At 66.7% G+C, this 20,456-nt stretch carries 18 protein-coding genes; 13 read left to right on the top strand and 5 right to left on the bottom strand.

The genetic code is table 11. The features are described from left to right. Nucleotides 1–2: 2 nt before the first annotated feature. The 5 genes from CSQ99_RS04505 to CSQ99_RS04485 all read left to right on the top strand — a co-directional run bounded on the left by CSQ99_RS04505 (nt 3) and on the right by CSQ99_RS04485 (nt 5,390). Nucleotides 3–668, top strand: coding sequence for a nitroreductase (locus CSQ99_RS04505; RefSeq protein ID WP_099037835.1), 666 nt, complete (start codon nt 3–5; stop codon nt 666–668). 41 nt (nt 669–709) lie between these two features. Next, nucleotides 710–3,523, top strand: a complete 2,814-nt coding sequence (locus tag CSQ99_RS04500) for a helix-turn-helix transcriptional regulator (RefSeq protein WP_099037834.1) — start codon at nt 710–712, stop codon at nt 3,521–3,523. A 55-nt stretch (nt 3,524–3,578) separates the two neighbouring features. Then, nucleotides 3,579–4,028 (top strand): carboxymuconolactone decarboxylase family protein, encoded by a 450-nt coding sequence (locus CSQ99_RS04495; RefSeq protein WP_099037833.1) that lies wholly within the window; start codon nt 3,579–3,581, stop codon nt 4,026–4,028. Nucleotides 4,029–4,154: 126 nt separating this feature from the next. Beyond that, nucleotides 4,155–4,763 (top strand): sigma-70 family RNA polymerase sigma factor, encoded by a 609-nt coding sequence (locus tag CSQ99_RS04490; protein ID WP_099037832.1) that lies wholly within the window; start codon nt 4,155–4,157, stop codon nt 4,761–4,763. A 15-nt stretch (nt 4,764–4,778) separates the two neighbouring features. Continuing rightward, nucleotides 4,779–5,390 (top strand): cysteine hydrolase family protein, encoded by a 612-nt coding sequence (locus CSQ99_RS04485; protein ID WP_099037831.1) that lies wholly within the window; start codon nt 4,779–4,781, stop codon nt 5,388–5,390. Between the two features lies 1 nt (nt 5,391). Here CSQ99_RS04485 and CSQ99_RS04480 read toward each other — a convergent pair whose 3' ends face one another. Further along, nucleotides 5,392–6,843 (bottom strand): protein adenylyltransferase SelO, encoded by a 1,452-nt coding sequence (locus CSQ99_RS04480; RefSeq protein ID WP_099037830.1) that lies wholly within the window; start codon nt 6,841–6,843, stop codon nt 5,392–5,394. A 124-nt stretch (nt 6,844–6,967) separates the two neighbouring features. Between CSQ99_RS04480 and CSQ99_RS04475 the strand changes: the two genes are divergently transcribed. From CSQ99_RS04475 to CSQ99_RS04455, 5 genes are read left to right on the top strand one after another with little or no spacing between them, the layout of a single operon-like run. Then, nucleotides 6,968–7,861, top strand: a complete 894-nt coding sequence (locus CSQ99_RS04475; protein WP_099037829.1) for a mycobacterial-type methylenetetrahydrofolate reductase — start codon at nt 6,968–6,970, stop codon at nt 7,859–7,861. Nucleotides 7,862–7,864: 3 nt separating this feature from the next. Continuing rightward, the gene (gene hrpA, locus CSQ99_RS04470) at nt 7,865–11,791 is read left to right on the top strand and encodes an ATP-dependent RNA helicase HrpA (protein ID WP_099037828.1); all 3,927 of its coding nucleotides are present in this window, start codon (nt 7,865–7,867) and stop codon (nt 11,789–11,791) included. Between the two features lie 21 nt (nt 11,792–11,812). Next, the gene (locus CSQ99_RS04465; RefSeq protein WP_245908675.1) at nt 11,813–12,607 is read left to right on the top strand and encodes a glutaminyl-peptide cyclotransferase; all 795 of its coding nucleotides are present in this window, start codon (nt 11,813–11,815) and stop codon (nt 12,605–12,607) included. 10 nt (nt 12,608–12,617) lie between these two features. Next, nucleotides 12,618–13,040 (top strand): PPOX class F420-dependent oxidoreductase, encoded by a 423-nt coding sequence (locus CSQ99_RS04460; RefSeq protein ID WP_099037826.1) that lies wholly within the window; start codon nt 12,618–12,620, stop codon nt 13,038–13,040. Nucleotides 13,041–13,084: 44 nt separating this feature from the next. Continuing rightward, on the top strand, nt 13,085–14,221 hold the full coding sequence (locus CSQ99_RS04455; RefSeq protein ID WP_099037825.1) for an FAD-dependent oxidoreductase: 1,137 nt from the start codon (nt 13,085–13,087) through the stop codon (nt 14,219–14,221). Here CSQ99_RS04455 and lipE read toward each other — a convergent pair. From lipE to CSQ99_RS04440, 3 genes are all read right to left on the bottom strand, one after another. Beyond that, nucleotides 14,167–15,408, bottom strand: coding sequence for a lipase LipE (lipE, locus tag CSQ99_RS04450; protein ID WP_099037824.1), 1,242 nt, complete (start codon nt 15,406–15,408; stop codon nt 14,167–14,169). The genes CSQ99_RS04455 and lipE overlap by 55 nt on opposite strands. Nucleotides 15,409–15,412: 4 nt before the next feature. Continuing rightward, entirely contained in the window at nt 15,413–15,976 is a 564-nt protein-coding gene (locus CSQ99_RS04445; RefSeq protein WP_099037823.1) for an Rv1352/Rv1906c domain-containing protein, read from the bottom strand. 106 nt (nt 15,977–16,082) lie between these two features. Beyond that, nucleotides 16,083–16,481 (bottom strand): heme-binding protein, encoded by a 399-nt coding sequence (locus CSQ99_RS04440; RefSeq protein WP_099037822.1) that lies wholly within the window; start codon nt 16,479–16,481, stop codon nt 16,083–16,085. Between the two features lie 417 nt (nt 16,482–16,898). On the opposite strand from CSQ99_RS04440, the gene CSQ99_RS04430 reads away from it, so the two are divergent. The 3 genes from CSQ99_RS04430 (at nt 16,899) to CSQ99_RS04420 (ending at nt 18,707) form a co-directional block, all read left to right on the top strand. After that, nucleotides 16,899–17,306 carry a VOC family protein gene (locus CSQ99_RS04430; RefSeq protein ID WP_099037821.1) on the top strand — a complete coding sequence of 136 codons (408 nt, stop codon included), beginning with the start codon at nt 16,899–16,901 and terminating at the stop codon, nt 17,304–17,306. Nucleotides 17,307–17,308: 2 nt separating this feature from the next. After that, nucleotides 17,309–18,157, top strand: a complete 849-nt coding sequence (locus CSQ99_RS04425; protein WP_099037820.1) for a rhomboid family intramembrane serine protease — start codon at nt 17,309–17,311, stop codon at nt 18,155–18,157. 73 nt (nt 18,158–18,230) lie between these two features. Further along, nucleotides 18,231–18,707 (top strand): GtrA family protein, encoded by a 477-nt coding sequence (locus CSQ99_RS04420; RefSeq protein WP_099037819.1) that lies wholly within the window; start codon nt 18,231–18,233, stop codon nt 18,705–18,707. Nucleotides 18,708–18,731: 24 nt separating this feature from the next. On the opposite strand, the gene CSQ99_RS04415 is transcribed toward CSQ99_RS04420, so the two are convergent. Further along, nucleotides 18,732–20,321 carry an HNH endonuclease signature motif containing protein gene (locus CSQ99_RS04415; protein ID WP_099037818.1) on the bottom strand — a complete coding sequence of 530 codons (1,590 nt, stop codon included), beginning with the start codon at nt 20,319–20,321 and terminating at the stop codon, nt 18,732–18,734. Between the last annotated feature and the right edge of the window lie 135 nt (nt 20,322–20,456).

Below are 20,456 nucleotides of genomic sequence, written 5' to 3'. Positions count from 1 at the left end.
CCATGGACGTCTACGAGGCGGTCGCGACCCGACGGGCGGTGCGCGGCTTCGCCGACGAACCCGTATCCCGTGAGGTGATCGAGCGCGTGTTGTCCACGGCCGCAAGGTCCCCATCCGGATCGAACATCCAGCCGTGGAACATCTACGTGGTGACCGGCGAACCGCTGGCGCAGCTCAAGAAGGTCGCCACCGAGCGCGTGGCCAACGGCGATCTGTGGGACGAGCGCGAGTACGTGATGTATCCGGCCCAGCTGAAGTCCCCGTACGGCGACCGCCGAGCGGCGTTCGGCAGGGACCGCTACACCGCACTGGGCGTCGCGCGCGATGATTGGGAGGCGAGGACGCGGGCCGCCATCGGGAACTGGGATTGTTTCGGCGCACCGGTGGCACTGTTCTGCTACATCGACCGCGACCTCGGCCTGCCGCAATGGTCTGACGTCGGCATGTATCTGCAGACCGTAATGCTGCTGCTGCGTGCCGAAGGGCTGCACAGCTGCCCTCAGATGGCGTGGTCGCAGGTGCGCAAGTCGGTCGACGCGGTCACCTCGCCGCCGCCGGAACTCATGCTGTTCTGCGGAATGTCGATCGGCTATGAGGACCGAGACGTGAGTTTCGTCGACAACGGTCGGGCGTCCCTCGACGAGACGGTGACGTTCATCGACGGATAGCCGCCTGCGGTAGGCTGCGGCAAACAATTGCGGCGGTGTCAATGGCGGAACAGCATGGGGGGCAAGGTCTTCGCGGGCGCGTAAGCGAATGCGAGACGCTACGGGGCCTGATTTCGACTGTTCAGTCGGGCAGCTGCGCAGTGCTCGTGCTCCGTGGCGAGGCCGGTGTCGGCAAGACCGCACTGCTCGCGTACACCCTCGAGCAGGCTTCGTTCGCGGGGTCCCTGCAAGCGTTCCGCACCATCCAGGTGGCAGGGGTCGAGTCCGATATGGAACTCGCCTACGCCGGCCTGCAGCAGCTGTGCGCGCCGCTGCTGAAACATCTCCACGAGCTGCCCGAACCGCAGCGCGACGCCCTGAACGTTGCGTTCGGCCGAGGCGTCGGGCCGACACCGGACCGGTTCCTCGTCGGGCTGGCGGTGCTGAGCCTGATGGCCGCGGCCGCCGACGTCCAACCCCTGCTGTGCGTCATCGACGACGCCCAGTGGCTCGACCAGGTATCGGTGCAGACGCTCGGTTTCGTCGCGCGGCGCCTGATGGCCGAACCGGTAGCCATGGTCTTCGGGGTGCGGGACAACCCGGACGTGCTGGCGGGGCTTCCGGAGTTGATGATCGGCGGGCTGTCGGACAGTGATGCGCGAGGTCTGTTGGAGTCGGTGATGGTCGGGGGCATCGACCCGCGAGTGCGGGATCGCATCGTGGCCGAGACGCGCGGCATCCCGCTGGCCTTGGTCGAGGTGCCGCGTAACGTGCCAGCCACCGAACTCGCAGGCGGATTCTGGATCTCGGGCACGGCCTCCTCGGCGGGCGCGCTCGAAGCGAAGTACGTCCAACGGATCGAGGCGCTGCCTGCCGACACGCAACGGCTGTTGCTCGTGGCGGCGGCCGAACCTGTCGGGGATGCCGCGCTGTTCCTTCGGGTGGCAGCACGTTTGGGGATTCCCGTGGACGCCTTGGGGCCTGCCGAATCCGCCGGGATGGTCGAGTTCGGCCCGCGCATGCGATTTCGTCATCCGCTGGTGCGTTCGGCCGCCTACCGTGCCGCCGACCTCGCCGAGCGCAGGGCCGTTCACCGGGCGTTGGCCGAAGCGACCGATCCCGACTCTGACCCGGACCGACGGGCGTGGCATGCCGCATACGCCGCGGCCGGACCCGACGACGCAGTGGCCGCGGAGCTGGAGGCGTCGGCGGGCCGCGCCCAGAGCAGGGGCGGCATCGCCGCGGCGGCGACGTTTCTAGAACGCGCCGCCGCACTGACAGCGGATCCCGGGCAGCGCGGCGCCAGGGCTCTGGCGGCGGCACACGCCAAACGAGATGCAGCGGCACCTGAGGCCGCGCACGAACTGCTGGCGATCGCCGAGATGGTCCCGTTGTCCGAGCTCCAACGTGCGCAGGTGGCACGGCTACGCGCCCAGATGGAGTTCGTCCGCAGCCGCGGCGGCGGCACCGGGGCACCCCGGCTCAGCGATACCGCGCCAGGCCTACTCGAGACCGCCGGACGGCTCGAGGGCCTCGACGACTACGCCGCCCGCGAGAGCTATCTGGAGGCGCTCGCGGCGGTGATGTATGCCGGCCGGCTCAGTGAACCCGACGAGCTGTCTGATGTGGCCGTGGCCGCGAAGGTCGCCATCGGCGAACAGCGCGAGCTGCCGCGCGCGGTTGACCACCTGCTCAAGGGAATCGCCGAACGGATCACCGGCGGCGTAGGGGGAGGCAGCGAGTCGCTGCGCATCGCGTTGGACCGGATGCGTGAGCAAGCGCAGTCCGGTGACAGCTCCGTCGGGCGCTGGTTGACAGTTCCGGCGTTCCCGATCCTGCAGGAGTCCGCCGCGCATGAACTGTGGGACGACGAGGTCGTGGTCGATCTGTCCACGGCCGCGGTGCGGCAGGCGCGCGACGCCGGCGCGCTGGCGGCGCTCCCGCGCGCGCTGGTCTACCGTGCGGGTGCCCACCTGCTGGCCGGTGAATTCGCAACGGCGGCAACGTTGATCGAGGAGGCCGACTCGATCACCGCGGCGACGGCTCACCATGCGCCCGTCCACTATCACACGCTGCTGCTGACGGTATGGCGCGGCGATCCGGCGCAGTCACTTCCGCTGATCGAAGCGGCGGCGGCAGACGCGACCGCGACCGGTGAAGGACGCCTGCTCGGCCTTACCGGCTATGCGAACGCCGTGCTCCACAACGGACTCGGCAGATACGAAGAGGCGCTCGCCGCCGCGCGTAAGGCATGTGAGTACGAGGACTTCGGGTTCTACAATTGGTCTCTCTACGAAATGGTCGAAGCCGCAACGCGCAGCGGTGACAAGCAAGCCGCGGCGTCGGCGCTGCGCCGTCTCGAAGAGCGCACCGGCCCAAGTGAAACCAATTGGGGCCAAGGCGCCATAGCGTGCGCTCAGGCGATGCTCGCAGACGACGACCACGCCGATGCGCTGTTCGCCGAAGCCATCGAACGCTTGGGCCGCACGAGCGTCGTCGTACACCTGGCCCGCGCCCGGCTGTGTTACGGGGAATGGCTACGACGCATGAACAGGCGTGTCGATGCCCGCACTCAACTCAACGACGCCCACGACATGTTCATCAAGATGGGCGCGGCGGCGTTCGCGGATCGTGCCCGCCGCGAACTGATCGCCACCGGCGAGAAGGTGCGCAAGCAGCCGGTCAGCTCGGGAGGCGAGCTCACCGCCCAGGAGGCCCAGATCGCCCGGCTGGCTGGTGACGGTATGACGAACCAGGAGATCGGCGCCCAGCTGTTCATCAGCACCCACACCGTCGAATGGCACCTGCGGAAGGTGTTCGTCAAGCTCGACATCAGCTCGCGCAGACAGCTGCGCACCATGTCGTGGGCCAGCTAGAAGACTACGGATTTTCCAGGGCTCGCTGCGCCTGCGCGGGTGCCAGGCTAAAGGCATGACACAAAGAATCAATTACCAAGAAATCGCACCCCGTGGCGTGAAAGTCCTTGCGGGCGCACATGTCTATATCAACCAATCGGGACTGGCGCCGGAGCTCCTGGCTGCGGTGTACCTGCGGGTGTCGCTGATCAACGGCTGCGCCTACTGCATCGACATGCACTCCCGCGAGTTGCGCGAGCTCGGGGTGTCCAACGAGAAGATCGCCCTGATCCCGGCGTGGCACGAAGCGGGACAGCTGTTCGACGCGCGGGAGAAGGCCGCACTCGCCTGGGCGGAGACGGTGACCCATGTGTCGACCACGGGGGTTCCCAACAACGAGTTCGAAGCGGTGTCGCAGCACTTCGACGAGAAGGAACTCGTGGACCTGACCATCGCGATCAGCATGATGAACGCCTACAACCGGCTGGCGATCAGCTTCCGTACGGTGCCCGCCTCGGCCGTCTGAGGACTCCCCGACTACGGACTACGGATTGTCGACTACGGATTTGCAAGGGTCCGCTTCCCGGCGGCGGGCGCGAGGCTCATTACCAAGAGTCGTGCCACGTCCAAGCCGAGCACCTGGAGGGTCATCATGAAGGTAGTCACCAGTTCGCCCGAGTCCGAAACCGATCTCGCAGCGCGCTTCACGTGCGAAGTGGAACCCCTCCTCGAGATGTTGTCCCGGGGTGCGCGCCGGCTGACCCGTTCCGACGCGGATGCCGAGGATCTGCTGCAAGACGCCTTGATGCACGCATACGCGGGATTCCACACCTTCTCCGACGGCAGCAATTTCAAGGCGTGGCTCTTCCGGATTCTGCACAATCGGTGGATCAGCGGATACCGGACGAAACAGCGTCGACCCGCCGAGGTCCCCATCGACGAGACCGCCGAGTGGGGTGGCTTCGACGCTGCCCGGCGGCTGGCCGACGCGCCGCGCTCCGCCGAGGCGGACTTCTTGGACTCGATGCCGAACCACGAGATCAAGTCGGCCATGGCGACGCTGCCCGAGGGATCGCGGACGGCGATCTACTACGCCGACGTACTTGACTACACCTACGCCGAGACCGCGGTGCTGATGGACATTCCGATCGGCACCGTTATGTCCAGGGTGTCCCGCGGGCGCAAGCGGCTGCGGTTCGCGCTCGGCCACCTGGCATCGGAGGGCGGGCATCTCGCGGTGCTCGAGCCGGATATCGCGTAGGGCGATAATGCCGGCATGACGTTTGACAAAGACATCACCGGCCTCGTGGTGATCGACCCCTACAACGACTTCATCTCCGAAGGCGGCAAGGTGTGGGATCGGCTGAAAGGCGTTGCGGAGGCCAACGACTGCATTCCGCACATGGCCGAGGTTCTCGACGCGGCCCGCGGTGCCGGTGTCCGCGTCTTCTACGCACTGCACCATCGCTACCGGCCCGGAGACTACGAGACGTGGACCTACGTCGCCCCGATCCAACGGGCGGCCTGGCAGCGCCGAACGTTCGAGTTCGGCACGTGGGGCGGGCAGTTGCGGCCCGAGTTCGAGCCGCGCGATGGCGACATCGTCGCTCAAGAGCATTGGTGTTCAAGCGGTTTCGCCAATACAGATCTGGATCTGTTGCTGAAGAAGCACGGCATCCACCGACTGATCGTGGTCGGCCTGATCACTCACACCTGTGTGGAGGCCACGGTCCGCTACGGCGCCGAACTCGGCTACGACGTCACCGTGGTGGCAGATGCGACCGCAAGCTATTCGGATGCCGAGATGCACGCCGCGCTAGCGGTGAACATGCCCAACTACGCCGCCGTGGTCACCACCGAGGAGATCCTCGCCGCGATCAGGGCGTAGGTCACGTTCCGCAGAAGGTCCGGTACTTCCCGAAGTCCTCGGGTGCGGGTTCGGCATAGCGCTGCAGGCCGTCACGTTCGTCATACGGGGCGCCGATGGCTTCCAGTAGCTTTTCCAGGGGTGCCAGATCGCCTCCCGTCGCCGCCTCCAGGCTCTCCTCGACAAGGTGGTTTCGCGGAATGTAGACGGGGTTGGCGCGGTCCATGCGCTCAGCGTCTGGATTCAGCGCGCGCCATCGGCTGAGCCATTCGTCAAACCCGTTGAGGTTCATGAACATCCCGCGCGCCGGCTCGGTCTCGCCGCGGGCGGCTTGGCCGAGGTTGCGGAAGAACGACGTGAAGTCGACGTGGCTTTCCGCGAGCAGCGCGAGCGCGTCGTTCATCAACGATGTCGCCACGTCCTCGGCCGGCCCGTCGGCCAGCCCGAGCTTCGCGCGCATGCCTGAGGAAAGCGCCAACTGGAGCTGTGCGCCGAATCCGGTCAGGCTCTCCTGGGCGAGTTCCACCGCCCGGTCCTGGTCGTCGGCGATCAGCGGCAGCAGCGTCTCGGCGAATCTGGCGAGATTCCAGCCGGCGATCGACGGCTGGGCGCCGTAGGCGTAGCGGCCCCACGAGTCGATCGAGCTGAACACCGCCTCGGGGTCGTAGGCCTCCATGAAGGCGCACGGCCCGTAGTCGATGGTCTCGCCCGCGATCGTCATGTTGTCGGTGTTCATCACGCCGTGCACGAACCCGACGAGCATCCACTGCGCGATCAGCGCCGCCTGCGCGGAACCCACGGCGTCGAACAGCGCGAGATAGCGATTCGCGGCCTTGGCCGCGTCGGGGTAATGCCGGGCGATGGCGTAATCGGCCAGCCGCCGCAGCACGTCGACATCGCCACCGGCCGCCACGTACTGGAACGTGCCGACCCGCAGGTGGCTGCTCGCGATACGGGCCAGCACGGCGCCCGGCAGGGGCGTCTCCCGTTGCACAGTGCGCCCCGTAGCGACCACCGCCAGCGACCGTGTGGTCGGGATGGCAAGTGCGTGCATGGCTTCGCTGATGATGTATTCGCGAAGCATCGGCCCGACCGCCGCGAGGCCGTCGCCACCGCGGGCGAACGGCGTCCGTCCAGAACCCTTGAGGTGAAGGTCGCGAAGGCCCCCTTCGGCGGTCGCGAGTTCGCCCAGCAACAGCGCTCGGCCGTCGCCCAGACGCGGAACGTAGCCGCCGAACTGGTGCCCGGCATAGGCCTGGGCCACGGGTACCGCACCCTCGGGCACCAGGTTGCCGGTGAGAAAGCGCACGCCTTCGGGGCCACGCAGCCACCCTGGATCGATACCGAGTTCGGTGGCCAGCGGCTCGTTGAGAACAAGGAGACGCGGTTCGGGGGCAGCCTCGGCCTGCCAGGGGACAGCCAGCTCGGGCAACGCTCGTGCGAAGCGGTCGTCCAGGTCGGGTGCGATGCTCACGCCACCCAGACTACGGAGAGCCACAGGCCCGGTCTGTAAGGTGAGGGCCCCGGCAAATGCGTGCGTGGTCATCGCCGACCCGCCCGCCGAGGGACGTTTCACTTGGGATTAGGGGAGCAGTTCGGTGACGCTCAACACGATCGCGCTCGAGCTCGTTGCGCCGAACGTCGAGGACGGTCATGAGCGGGCGCTCGAGGAAGCGCAGAAGGTGCTGAGATGCTCGGCGGAGGCGGGGCTGGCTGGCCGGATCCGGCACGTCATGATCCCGGGGATGATCGAAGAGGACGACGACCGGCCGATCGAGATGAAGCCGAAGATGGACGTCCTTGACTTCTGGAACCAGATCCGGCCCGAGCTGGCCGGTATCAACGGCCTCTGCACCCAGGTCACGGCCTTCCTGGACAAGTCGGCGCTGCGGCAGCGGCTGACCGATCTGAGTTCGGCGGGGTTCGACGGCATCGCTTTCGTCGGCGTTCCGCGCACCATGAGCGACGGCGAGGGCTCCGGCGTCGCTCCCACCGATGCGCTGTCGATCTACGACGACCTGGTGCCCAACCGCGGCGTGATCCTGATCCCGACCCGCGAGGGCGAGCACGGCCGCTTCAACTTCAAATGCGACCAGGGCGCCACGTACGGCATGACCCAGCTGTTGTATTCCGATGCGATCGTCGGCTTCCTCCGTAACTTCGCCGCCGAAACCGACCACCGTCCCGAGATCCTGCTGTCGTTCGGCTTCGTGCCGAAGGTGGAGACCAACGTCGGCCTCATCAACTGGCTGATCCAGGATCGGGGCAACGCCGCCGTCGCCGGCGAGCAGGAGTTCGTCAAACAACTGGCCGCGACCGAGCCGGCCGAGAAGCGCAAGCTGATGGTCGACTTGTACAAGCGGGTGATCGACGGAGTCGGCGAGCTCGGCTTCCCCCTCAGCATTCACCTCGAGGCGACCTACGGGGTCTCCACGCCGGCGTTCGCGACGTTCGCCGAGATGCTGGCCTACTGGTCGCCCGACAAGCCCTGATCCATGCCCGACGGGTCAGCCGCGCAGCTCCGCACCCGCCTCGACGGCCTGACAATCCGCGACGCGGCCCGCCTCGGCCGTCGCCTCAAGAATCTTCGCGGCGCCGGGCCCGACAAGCTTCGCGACATTGCTTCGCAGATCGCGAAGGCCGAGGGGCTGATCGCCACCCGACTGGCCGCCGTTCCGACGATCACCTATCCCGATCTTCCGGTCAGTGAGCGCCGCGACGAGATCGCCAAGGCCATCGCAGACAATCAGGTTGTCATCGTCGCCGGGGAGACGGGCTCCGGCAAGACGACGCAGCTGCCCAAGATCTGCCTCGAGCTCGGTCGCGGTATCCGCGGCACGATCGGCCACACGCAGCCGCGTCGCCTTGCCGCGCGCACGGTCGGCCAGCGCATCGCCGACGAGTTGGGCACGCCGCTTGGTGAGGCAGTCGGCTACACCGTGCGATTCACCGATCAGGCCAGTGACCGCACTCTGGTGAAGCTGATGACCGACGGCATCCTGCTCGCCGAGGTCCAGCGCGATCGGCGACTGCTGCGCTACGACACGCTCATCCTCGACGAGGCCCACGAGCGCAGCCTCAACATCGACTTCCTTCTCGGCTACCTGCGCGAGTTGCTGCCGCGGCGGCCCGACCTCAAGGTGATCGTCACGTCCGCGACGATCGAGCCTGAGCGGTTCGCGGGGCACTTCAATGGCGCCCCGATTGTCGAGGTGTCGGGTCGGACGTATCCGGTCGAGATTCGGTACCGGCCGCTCGAAGTCCCTGTCGCGGCCGACGATGCCGAAGCCGGATGTCGCCGCCGGGGCGGCTCCGATGATCCCGACGATCCCGATCACGAGGTGGTCCGCACGGAAGTACGCGATCCGACCGAGGCGATCGTCGACGCCGTGCAGGAGCTGGAGGCCGAACCGCCCGGTGATGTCCTGGTGTTCCTGTCGGGGGAGCGCGAGATCCGTGACACCGCAGAGGCTTTGCGTCACCTCAAGAACACCGAGGTGCTGCCGCTCTACGCCCGCCTGCCGACCGCCGAACAGCAGCGGGTCTTCCAGCCCAGCGGCGCCAGCCGACGAATCGTGTTGGCCACCAACGTCGCGGAGACATCGCTGACGGTGCCCGGCATCCGCTACGTCGTCGATCCCGGCACCGCCCGCATCTCGCGCTACAGCCGCAGGACCAAGGTGCAGCGGCTGCCGATCGAGCCGATCTCGCAAGCGTCCGCCGCTCAACGGGCGGGCCGGTCGGGCCGCACCGCCCCGGGTGTGTGCATTCGCCTGTACTCCGAAGACGACTTCACCTCGCGGCCTCGCTACACGGATCCGGAGATCCTGCGGACCAATCTGGCGGCAGTGATCCTTCAAATGGCGGCGCTGAACCTCGGCGATATAGAGACATTCGGGTTTCTTGATCCACCCGAGCGACGCAGCATCCGCGACGGCGTCGTGCTGCTACAGGAACTCGGCGCCTTCGACACCGACGGCGTCATCACCGACATCGGCCGTCGCCTTGCGCAACTGCCCGTCGATCCACGACTCGGCCGGATGATTCTGCAGGCCGACGAAGAGGACTGCGTGCGGGAAATCCTCGTGCTGGCCGCCGCGTTGTCGATCCCCGACCCGCGCGAACGGCCGACCGACCGCGAAGAGGCCGCGCGCCAGAAGCATGCAAGGTTTGCCGACGAGCATTCGGATTTCGTCTCCTATCTGAATCTGTGGCGCTATCTGGGTGAGCAGCGAAAGGAACGTTCGGGCAACGCGTTTCGCCGGATGTGCCGCGAGGAGTTCCTGCACTACCTACGCATCCGCGAATGGCAGGACCTCACCGGGCAGCTGCGCAGCATCGCCCGTGACCTCGGCATCAGAGAGTCCGACGACCACGAGCCCGCCGATCCCGCCCGCGTGCACGCGGCGCTGGTCGCCGGTTTGTTGTCTCATATTGGATTGCGCGAGGGCGAGTCCCGTGACTTTCAGGGCGCGCGCAACGTGAAATTCGTTCTCGCCCCCGGTTCGGTGCTCACGAAGCGCCCGCCCCGGTGGATCGTCGTCGCGGACCTCGTCGAGACCAGCAGGCTGTACGGGCGCGTCGCGGCACGGGTTCAGCCGGAGGACATCGAACGAATCGCGGGCGACCTTGTCATGCGCAGTTATAGCGAGCCGCACTGGGGTGCCCGCCGCGGCGAGGTCATGGCCTTCGAACGGGTGATGTTGTACGGCCTGCCACTCGTGGTCGGCCGTCGTGTCGGGTACGCGCAGTTCGACCCACAGCTGGCCCGCGAGCTCTTCATCCGGCACGCGCTCGTCGAGGGCGACTGGCAGACTCGCCACCACTTCTTGCGCGATAACGCCGCGTTGCGTGAGGAACTCGCGGAGATGGAGGAGCGTGGGCGCCGCCGTGATCTGCTCGTCGGGGACGAAGAGATCTATGCCTTTTACGACGCGCGAATCCCCGCCGACGTCGTTTCGGCGCGCCACTTCGATGGGTGGTGGAAAAAGCAGCGACACAAGACTCCTGACCTGCTCACGCTGACGCGGGACGATCTGCTGCGCAAGGACGGCGCCGTCGTGGAGCAGCCGGACGCGTGGCGCGCCGAGAACCTTTCCCTGCCGCTGACCTACCGGTTCGAACCGGGAGCCGAGGACGACGGCGTGACGGTGCACGTACCCGTCGAGGTGCTGGCCCGCCTCGGCGGTGACGAATTCAGCTGGCAGGTACCGGCTCTGCGCGAGGAGCTCGTCACCGCACTGATCAAGTCGCTGCCAAAGGACTTGCGCCGCAACTTCGTTCCGGCACCCGATACCGCGCGCGCCGTGCTCGCCTCGATCGCGCCCGACGGTGAACCGATACTGCAGGCGCTTCAGCGTGAACTGCACCGCCTGACCCGCATCCTCGTGCCGATCGACGCGTTCGACCTCGACAAGCTGCCTGCGCACCTGAGGGTCACTTTCGCCGTCGAGTCCGACGGCAAGGAGGTCGCGCGCGGAAAGGATCTCGAGGCGTTGCAGTCAGAGCTCGCTGTGCCGATCCGGCGGGCCGTCGCCGAGGCGGTCGCAGGCGAGCTGGAACGAACGGGCCTGCGCGCGTGGCCCGACGACCTCGACGAGCTGCCCCGCACCGTCGAACGCTCCAACGGCGGGCATGCCGTGCGCGGCTTCCCTGCACTGGTCGATACGGGCGCCGCGGTCGACGTTCGCGTGTTCCCGACAGCGGCCGAACAGGCAGCTGCGATGGTGCCGGGAACCCGCCGGCTGCTGCGCCTGACCGTGCCGTCGCCCACGAAGAACCTTGAGCGAGCCCTGGACCCACGCACCCGGCTGGTACTGGGCGCGAACCCCGACGGGTCGCTTGCGGCGCTGCTCGACGACTGCGCCGACGCGGCCGCCGACAGACTCGCACCGGCACCGGTGTGGACGCGATCCGAGTTCACCGCACTGCGAGATCTCCTCGCCCAACAATTGATGCCGACGACCCAGGCGATCCTGGGCCAGGTCGAGAAGGTGCTCGCCACAGCCCACGACGTCGATCTCGCGTTGCCCAGCGCGCCGCCACCCACGCAGGCCGACGCGATCGCCGACATTCGCGACCAGCTCGACAGGCTCATGCCGAAGGGCTTCGTCACCGCCACCGGGGCCGGCCGGCTGGTCGACCTCGCTCGTTACCTGACCGCCATCAGCCGGCGGTTGGACCGACTACCGCATTCGGTCGGGGCGGACCGCGAGCGGATGCAGCGGGTGCACGACGTGCAAGACGCGCTCGACCAGCTCGTCAGCGCGCTGTCACCTATTCGCGCCGCCGCCGACGACATCCGCGATATCGCACGCCAGATCGAGGAACTGCGGGTCAGCCTGTGGGCCCAGCAACTCGGCACCGCCCGGCCGGTGAGCGAGAAACGGATCTACCGCGCGATCGACGCCATCCGACCATGAGAACGGGTATCTATGGGTTGTATGCGTAACAGTGTCGTCTGGACCGCCGCGGTGATCGCGCTGGTCGCGGGCTGCAGCAGCGGCCAACCGGCGGCAGTCACCGAGACGAGCACCACGAGGGCACCGGTCCCGACGATCAAGCCCGAGGTGCTCGCCGAGGTGCCGCACGACACGTCGGCCTGGACTCAGGGCCTGGAGTTCGACGGTCCCACTCTCTACGAGGGCACCGGGGTCGCAGGCGCCTCACAGCTGCGTGAACTCGACCCGGAAACGGGTGCTGTCCTGCGCGCGGTCCCGGCGCCAAACAACTATTACGGCGAGGGAATCACGGTCGTCGGCGACCGGATCTGGGAACTCACCTGGCAGAACAACGTCGCCGTCGAGTGGGACAAGGCCACCATGACGCCGCTGCGTGAGGTGCCGGTGAACGGCGAGGGCTGGGGGCTGTGCAACGACGGGGATCGGCTCGTCCGCAGCGACGGCTCCGACCGGCTGATATTCCACGATCCCGAAACGTTCGCCGAAACGGGTTCGATTGCCGTCACCCGAGACGGCAATCCGGTGACAAGCCTCAACGAACTGGAATGCGTGGACGGTCAGGTGTGGGCCAACGTCTGGACGTCCGACGCGATCGTGCGGATCGACCCGGCGACCGGCGAGGTGAACACCGTCGTGGATGCCAGCGAGCTGGCCAACGCCGCGGGGCGCGACACGCAAAAGGTTCTGAACGGCATCGCGCACATCGACGGAGACGAGTTCCTGATCACCGGCAAGTACTGGCCGAAGATGTTCCGCGTGCGCATCCCTTCGAACTAGAAAGGAAGACATGACCTTTGACCCGCGCACACTGCTCGCCGAGAGTCGACTGGGAGTACTGGCCACCATCAAGTCCAACGGCCTGCCTCAACTGTCCCCGGTGACACCGTTCTACGACCGCGACGCCGACACCATCTACGTGTCGATGACCGAGGGTCGCGCCAAGACCGTCAATCTGCGTCGGGACCCCCGCGCCGCGATCGAGGTCACCAGTTCCGACGGTTGGACGTGGGCCACCGCCGAGGGGGCGGTGACTCTCACCGGGCCGGGTACCGACCCGAACGGCCCCGAGGTGCAGGCACTCGTCGACTACTACCGCAGCGCCGCAGGCGAGCATCCCGACTGGGACGAATACCGGTCGGTGATGGTGTCCGATCGCAGAGTGCTGATGACGATGGCCGTCGAGCGGGTCTACGGCGAGAAGCTGCGCTGACGCCGGCTTGCCCGGGAGTTACCTAGCCCGGCTATGGTGACCGAATGCGACGCGTGGTCATCGCCGGGCTCGGCGACAGCGGTGTGCTGACCGCGATCAAACTTGCCAAGCACGCCGAGGTCGTCGGCATCTCGGCCAAGCCGGGCCTGGTCAGCGGGCAGGAGCTGGGCTGGCGGCTGTCCCGGCCTGGCGAATGGGCAAGGCACAACTGGATTCCGTTCGACAAGTTCCGCGGCCTCGATCGGGTGCGGACGGTTCAGGGAACGCTGACCGGTGTCGATCTGGCCGCTGGGAAGGTGTTCCTGGACCGTCCCGACGGCGTCGCCGCCGTCGAACCGTATGACGCGCTGGTGATCTCGACGGGCGTCACCAATGGCTTCTGGCGCAAGCCCGAGTTGGAATCCGCGGACGAGATCGTTGCCGGGCTGCGTGCTGCGCACGACCGCCTGGCCACCGCCGAATCGGTGATCGTCGTCGGGGGCGGTGCCGCAGCGGTGAGTAGCGCGTACAACCTGGCCAGAACGTGGCCGGGCAAGCGGGTCGAGCTGTACTTCCCCGGCGAGCGCGCGCTGCAGCACCACCACACCCGCGCCTGGGAGCGGGTGCGCAGCCAGCTCATGGAGGCCGGAGTGCGCCTGCATCCCGGCCACCGCGCGGTGATCCCCGACGGCTTCGAGTGCGACGACATCACCAGCGCACCAGTCGAATTCAGCACTGGGCAGCCGCCGGCATCCGCAGACGCCGTGCTGTGGGCGATCGGTCGCGTTCGGCCCAACACCGACTGGTTGCCTGCAGAACTTCTCGACGAGGACGGATTCGTTCGCGTCACGCCTGAGCTGAGGGTCCCCGATCACCGCGGCGTATTCGCGATCGGCGACGTCGCCGCCACCGATCCACTTCGCACCTCGGCGCGCAACCGCGCGGACGGGCTCCTCGCACGAAACATTCTGGCTGAGTTCGCCGATCGTCCGCTGCGCTCGTTCCGTCCCGCGAGTCGGAGGTGGGGTTCGATCCTCGGAATCCAGCCCGACGGTCTCGAGGTCTTCGCGCCGAACGGAAAGCCCTTCCGGTTCCCCGCATGGTCGTTCGAACGGATCCTGATGTCGTTGATCGTGCAGCGCGGTTTCTATCGAGGTGTGCGGGACAACTCCGCGGCGATGAGGTCCATCAGCGCCGGATAGCGCTTGGCTTCGCGATGGCCGCCCGGCTTGCCGCTGCTGATGAGACCGGCGGCCAGGCCGCGCTCAGGGTCGGCCCACACTGCGATGTTGCTCAAGCCGGTGTGGCCGAAGGCGGCGGGCGCGTCGCGGCCGAACGGGCCGAATCTGTTGGAACCCAGCATGTATCCGGTACCCCAGCGCAGCGGCACCAGGCCGGTGGCCACGTCGGGGCGCAGCCGCCTGCACTCCTTGACCGCGGCGCTCAGGGTTTCCGGCTCGAGCACCCGTACTCCGTCGAGTTCGCCGCCCCGAAGCAGGATTTCGGCGAAGCGTGACAGCTCGCTGGCCGTCGAGACGGTGTTGGACGACGGCAGCACGCTGGTGAGGTACTGCGGGGAGTTCGAGAACGGGATGATCTTGTGCATCGATCCGCCGACGGCCAGGCTGAACACCTTCTCCATCGGCGCGGGCATAGGCTTGCCGGTGGCATGGCTGGGAGCGACCAGCGGAACATCTTGGGGCGCAACGCCATAATTCGTCCAGCGGAAGCCGAGCGGGTCGAGGATCTCGGTGGCAAGAATCTCGCGAATGTTCCTGCCGGTGGCCGCCGAGACGATCTCACGCATCAGCGGGCCCCAAGTCAGCCCGTGATAGATGTGCACGAGGCCGGGCCGGTACAGCGGCTTCAGCGCGCCGAGCTGTTCCCGTGTGTACTCGCTGTCGTCCATGCGTTTGAGGTCGACGCGTGGTCCGCGGTAGATCGGAATGCCCGCGCTGTGGGTCATCACGTGCCGGATGGTGGTGCGGTCCTTGCCGTGGCTGGTGTAGTCCGGCAGGTAGTCGCACACGCGGTCCTCGAGTGAGAAGTGTCCCCGCTCGACCAGCATGTGCACGACGGTCGTCGTGATGGCCTTAGCCGCGGAGTACGCGCAGAACGGCGTATCGGTTGTGACAGTGACCTTTTCGGCGTCCGGTGGGTCGATCGGTCCATTTCCCCAACCGTGGCCGATGGCGCGGTTGAGGACGACTTTCCCGTTGTGCCTCAGGCAGAGTTGGATCGCCGGATGCATACCGGCCTGGTACCAGTACCGTGCCGCGTCCCAGATCCGCTCGATCGATGCCGGGTCGACCCCCGAGTGGTCTTCCTCGCCGATTGCGGTGACGGCGTCGAGATCCGCCGGTACGCGGATTCGGCCGTCGTCAGTCACGCCATCAGGGGCCGGGCGCTACGCCCGAGGGCGCCAAGTGCTCCGTCGGCGCCTGTTCGGCTGGGGCTTCGGCTGCCGGAGCTGATTGCGGCGGCGGACCCGACGGATTGGTCAGGATCAGCTTGCCGAGCTGACCGAGTATGTCCGTCGCGCTGCCTTGTTTGGGCAGCGGAGCGTTGGTCAATTGCCACGGGCCGCAGTCGTTGGTCGTGAATGCGGTGTCGCCCGCAGAAATCTGCACCACCGCCGGCTTCTTGGTGAGCGCGTTGTCGACGAGCTCGTCGCCGTTAGTCCGCTTCCAGTAGCACGCCGTGCCGTCAGCGTTGGGGCCCGCCGACGAGTAGACGCCGGGCACGATTTCCGTTCCGACCGCGTACGTGCCGTCGGCATCGATGGTCGTCTTGGGCCCGGGTGGCGGTGCGCCCTCCGTTGGCGGCGCGGCAGCGGCAGTCGGGTCGGTCGGGGGTGCCGGCTCCTCCGAGGAGGGCTGCGCACTCACATGACCAGCAGTAACGCCAGCCGCGATGAGCAGCGCCATACCGAGCGCGGCGGTTCTCGTCGGCCTCATATTGAGTCAGTCTAAGCGCGGCCAGAAAACGTTACTCGGGGGTGCGAGAAACCCGCCGTCACAACACGGGTGTGACGACGGGTTTTCGCTACTCGAACTGATTGGCTCAGCCGGCCATGAACTGGCTGTATGCCGATGCGAGGTTCGGCGGAAGCACTTCGACGTTGCACTGGCTCTGCTTGTCACCGATCGGCGACAGGATGCCACGCAGGTCGTTGTATTCACCTGGGTTGGCGGTGAAGTACCCGCGCAGAGTCGCGGCCGCCTGTTCGCGGGGCTGGCTGAACGCCGTCGACACGGCGGCGTTGGCGCCCGGATGGCTGGCGAGGTACGCCTGGGCCGAACCGGTCGCCGAGCTGACGGTGCCCGAGAGCTCGCTGGCGCTGCAGCCGGCAGGAGCTGCCATGGCCGTCGGGGCGGCGATGGTTGCAACTGCCAGGCCACCGAGCAGCGAGCCTGCTGCGCATGCTCCGACAATACGAGCTTGGATACTAGAAATCTTCATATGCCCTTCATCCTTCTGAATTGCGAATGTGTCGCGGTTTCCCCGTTCCCGAATTCCACGGTAGCGAAACAAAAGTCGTGCCAACCGGGGTTCGCAGCGGCGTCTCTGCCTGCACTTACGGTGTTACATCCGACGGACGTGATTTATGCCGCAATTTCGGTGAAATTTGATGAGTCACCGAGCAGATGGCTGCGCAGATCTTGAAAACCCTCATAATTCAGCAGGCATTCTTAAATGATCGTGATTTCGATAGTGACCGAATCGTTACGGGGTTGGGCAGTAGGTTCGTGCGCATGCCGGGAGCAAGCAGCCCAGGCCGATCCGTCGGCGTCCGCTCGTCGCGGTCGTCAACATGGATCATTGGGACGGACCACCGGCAGACCTGCTGGGAACCACTTCTCGAGAAGCGAGGCGAACGTGAAACTGGATCTGCTCTCACCGGGCATCGAGGTCGGGTTGGTGACGACCAACCTGGACGCGATGGTCGCCTTCTACGAGGGCTTCCTCGAGCTCGAATTCCAGGGTGAGATCGAGTTTCCCGGCGGGTCGCAGCGGCGCTACGCGCTGGGCGGCAGCGTGCTCAAGCTCGTCACCTTCACGACCCCGCCCCCGTTGCCCGCCACTGCAGGCGGCGGACGGGCGGCGGCCGGGGTCCGGTACTTCACGATTGGAGTGAAGGACCTGACGGGGCTGTCGAAGACCTTCGCCGAATCGCCGTACGAGGTGGTGGAGCAGCTGACGGAGTTCGAGCCGGTGCCGGGGATGGGCTGGATGTTCGTCGCCGATCCCGATGGCAACTGGATCGAACTGTTCGGCACGCTGTAGGCATGACCACCCCGCCGCAGACGCCGACCTGCTACCGGCACCCCGACCGCGAGACGTACGTGCGGTGCACACGGTGCAACCGATACATCTGTCCGGAGTGCATGCGCGATGCCGCGGTGGGGCATCAGTGCGCCGAATGTGTTGGCGAGGGCGCCAAGACGGTCCGGCAGGCTCGCACCCAGTTCGGCGGGGTGCCGTCGGCCACACCGCTGGTCACATATGTGCTCATCGGCATCAACGTGGTGATGTTCGGTCTACAGACCGTGTCGGTAGATCTGCAGCGGGCCCTCGTGCTGTTCTCACCCGCGGTCGCCGACGGGGAGTGGTACCGGTTGTTGACGTCGGCGTTCCTGCATTACGGGGTGACGCACATTTTGTTCAACATGTGGGCGCTGTATGTGGTGGGCCCGCCGTTGGAGGCGGCGCTGGGGCGGGTGCGGTTCATCGCGTTGTATTTCACGAGCGCGCTCGGCGGATCCGTGCTGGTCTATCTGCTGTCGTCGCTCGGTGCGCAGACGGCGGGCGCTTCCGGTGCGATTTTCGGCTTGTTCGGGGCGACGTTCGTGGTCGGCAAGCGGCTCAACTTGGATGTCCGTTGGGTGATCGGCCTCATCGCGCTGAACATGGCGTTCACCTTCGTCATCCCGCTGGTGAGTTCGCAGAACATCAGTTGGCAGGGCCATATCGGCGGGCTGGTCACGGGTGCGGCGATCGCGGCGGCGTACGCGTACGCGCCGCGGAAATCGCGGACCGCTGTTCAGGTCGGGGCGACGGTCGGGGTTCTTCTGCTGTTCGTGGTGCTGATCTGGTGGCGCACAGAGAGTCTCCTGTCGATGTTCGGCGTCAGCTGACTGGGCAGAATCCGTCGCGCGAAGTTCGCCCGCTGCTCAACCCCTGGTAATCCGTGCATGTCAACGTGGACATGTGACGGCCGAGTCGTCGACTCCCGCCAGGGTGGGAGCGGTCGAGCGGTTCCACCGACTCTGCGTGGCGGTGGTTGCTCGGCTGCCGTTCGGCCTGAGTTCTGTTGTCGCCCCGACCTTTCTCGGGTTCGGTCTGATCAACAGCTTCACGTTCGGCGTCGATCTGGTGCTGCTCTACCTCATGCACGGGGTGCTTCAGCTGCCGGTGCCATTAGCCGTGAGCGTGGCCTACGGGTGCGCGTTCGGGTTGAGTTATGTCCTCAACCGGGTATTCAACTTCACCTCGCACGCCCCTGTCGGACCGCAGTTCGCCATCTACGTCGTCGTCGTGGTGGTCAACTATCTGGCGTTCATCCTCGGGGTCTCCAGTCTGCTGACCGCGCTCGGCGTCGACTACCGCATTGCCCGGCTCGGGGCGGGAGCATGCGAGGCCGTGTTCATGTACAGCATGATGCGCTGGGTGGTTTTCCGCGGCTGAGCCGATGAGCGCCTAAGGTTGCCGTCAGAACGGCGGGGGGTCGTCGCGGCTTGGGGGTCGTGGCCGAAAAGGGAAATAGGTTTCGCTGCAGTCGTTCCCGGGATCCTCGCGTTGTTGTCGCGCGCGTTCTTCTGCGTCGGCCTGCAGGGCTCGTTCGTTGTGGTGGCGTTCGTTGTTGATGGCTTTGGTGCGGTTCTGGGTTCGGGTTGCTGTGCGTCGGGGCATCGCCAGCGTGCGAGCGCGGCTGTCGGCGCTCGATGGGGTTGGGTCCCTCGTCGTCACAGGGGCGGTGGGTTCACACAGGGTGGGGAACAGGATTCGGCTGCCGGGATGGGTGGTGTAGCGCTGCCCGTGTGGGGAGGTCCAGATGACGGTGCCGTCGGGTGACTGGTGGTCTCGCCAGCCGCCGAACGTTTTGAGTAAGTGATGTTTTCGGCACAGACATTTGAGGTTCGACGCTTGGGTGGGGCCCGCCGGGTAGGCGATGGTGTGGTCGAGATCGCAATGCTGGGCGGGTTCGTCGCAGCCCGGGAAGCGACACGTCATGTCGCGGCACCGGATGAACGTCGCCAGTACCGCGGTGGGAATGTAGCGCGGCTGCGGCGGCGCATCGCCAGGATGCACGATCGGCACGATCTTCGCGGTGCCGGCGATCTTGGCGGCCAACAACGGGGCCGGCAGCATGCCGCCGCCCATCAGTGCCGCCGGCGCGGTGGCTGCCGGGCCGGTCGGTGGTTCGGGGGCGACGGGTTCGCCCGGCCGCGGTCGACGGGGTTCTTTGCCGTCGAGCTGGGCCGCGGTGTCATCGGTCAGGGACTCTTCGTGGGTGATGACGTGGACGACCACCGTGCTGGGCTGCCTCCCGGCTGCGTCGCAGTCAGGGTTGTCACAGCCGCACGTGAGCCGGTCGGCGCCGTGTCCGAAGGCGCCCAGGGCGTCGCTGCGACGCTGATCCATGGTTCTGGGATCGTTGGCGCAGACCGCGTCAGCCATGGCCTGCAACCGTTGGTCGAGGGCGTCGGCGTCGGTGGCCAGCAGCCGGGCCTCGATGTCGGCGGTCCCCGACCCGTCGTCGGGTTTGCGTACATCGGCAAAGCGTCCCCGCGCGGTGTATTCGTTGCGGCGTATCGCGGCCGGGTCGTAGCGGTCGACCCAGTAGTCGATCTCGGTTTGGGTTTTGTCCACCGACAACGACCCCCAGCCCACAATGTGGGCGGCGATCTCGGTGTCCACCTTGGCCAATGCGTCGGTGTCTTTGATCAGCCGGGTCCGGGAGACGACCGCGGCCACCATCCGGTAGGTGATCGCCCCGGCGGCGAACACCTCGGCCACCCGCGGCAGCCGGTGGCGCAGCGCGTCGGCGACCAACAGTTGGTGTGCGGCCACCCCCAACGACACGTTCTGGGCGGCGGCCACCGAGGAGGCCACGGCGTCCCAGTTGTCCAGACACCACTGCTCGCGTTCCTCACAACCATCAGCGGCCAACATCGCCTCGAGTTCATCGGCCATCGCCGACAACCGCCGCGCGCACGCAGCGTTCTCCACCCGCGCCCACGCCCCCACCGCAGCCGAAGCCCGGCTGGTGAGGGCGGCATCGACGAGGTGATCGAACATGCTTTAAACGCTACTGACAGCAACGACAAGGAACACCCGCTCAGACCCGACCTGTGGATAAAACCCCGATTGGGGATAACTCCGTTTGAGGGTCCAGTCGGCGCATCACGCCGAGCGGGCGTATCAAGTCGGGGT

The organism is Mycobacterium neglectum (assembly GCF_002591975.1).
Classification (GTDB): Bacteria; Actinomycetota; Actinomycetes; order Mycobacteriales; family Mycobacteriaceae; genus Mycobacterium; species Mycobacterium neglectum.
The sequence above is the reverse complement of the archived record's forward strand: the minus strand, read 5'-3'. Positions and strand labels throughout refer to the sequence as shown.

What these genes read in the sequence shown, in the direction of transcription:
- CSQ99_RS04500 (WP_099037834.1), top strand. Translation starts at nt 710, where the DNA reads ATGGCGGAACAGCATGGGGGGCAAGGTCTTCGCGGGCGCGTAAGCGAA.
- CSQ99_RS04425 (WP_099037820.1), top strand. Translation starts at nt 17,309, where the DNA reads ATGACCACCCCGCCGCAGACGCCGACCTGCTACCGGCACCCCGACCGC.
- CSQ99_RS04495 (WP_099037833.1), top strand. Translation starts at nt 3,579, where the DNA reads ATGACACAAAGAATCAATTACCAAGAAATCGCACCCCGTGGCGTGAAA.
- CSQ99_RS04455 (WP_099037825.1), top strand. Translation starts at nt 13,085, where the DNA reads ATGCGACGCGTGGTCATCGCCGGGCTCGGCGACAGCGGTGTGCTGACC.
- CSQ99_RS04460 (WP_099037826.1), top strand. Translation starts at nt 12,618, where the DNA reads ATGACCTTTGACCCGCGCACACTGCTCGCCGAGAGTCGACTGGGAGTA.
- CSQ99_RS04445 (WP_099037823.1), bottom strand. Translation starts at nt 15,976, where the DNA reads ATGAGGCCGACGAGAACCGCCGCGCTCGGTATGGCGCTGCTCATCGCG.
- CSQ99_RS04415 (WP_099037818.1), bottom strand. Translation starts at nt 20,321, where the DNA reads ATGTTCGATCACCTCGTCGATGCCGCCCTCACCAGCCGGGCTTCGGCT.
- hrpA (WP_099037828.1), top strand. Translation starts at nt 7,865, where the DNA reads ATGCCCGACGGGTCAGCCGCGCAGCTCCGCACCCGCCTCGACGGCCTG.
- CSQ99_RS04465 (WP_245908675.1), top strand. Translation starts at nt 11,813, where the DNA reads ATGCGTAACAGTGTCGTCTGGACCGCCGCGGTGATCGCGCTGGTCGCG.
- CSQ99_RS04440 (WP_099037822.1), bottom strand. Translation starts at nt 16,481, where the DNA reads ATGAAGATTTCTAGTATCCAAGCTCGTATTGTCGGAGCATGCGCAGCA.
- CSQ99_RS04485 (WP_099037831.1), top strand. Translation starts at nt 4,779, where the DNA reads ATGACGTTTGACAAAGACATCACCGGCCTCGTGGTGATCGACCCCTAC.
- CSQ99_RS04505 (WP_099037835.1), top strand. Translation starts at nt 3, where the DNA reads ATGGACGTCTACGAGGCGGTCGCGACCCGACGGGCGGTGCGCGGCTTC.
- CSQ99_RS04490 (WP_099037832.1), top strand. Translation starts at nt 4,155, where the DNA reads ATGAAGGTAGTCACCAGTTCGCCCGAGTCCGAAACCGATCTCGCAGCG.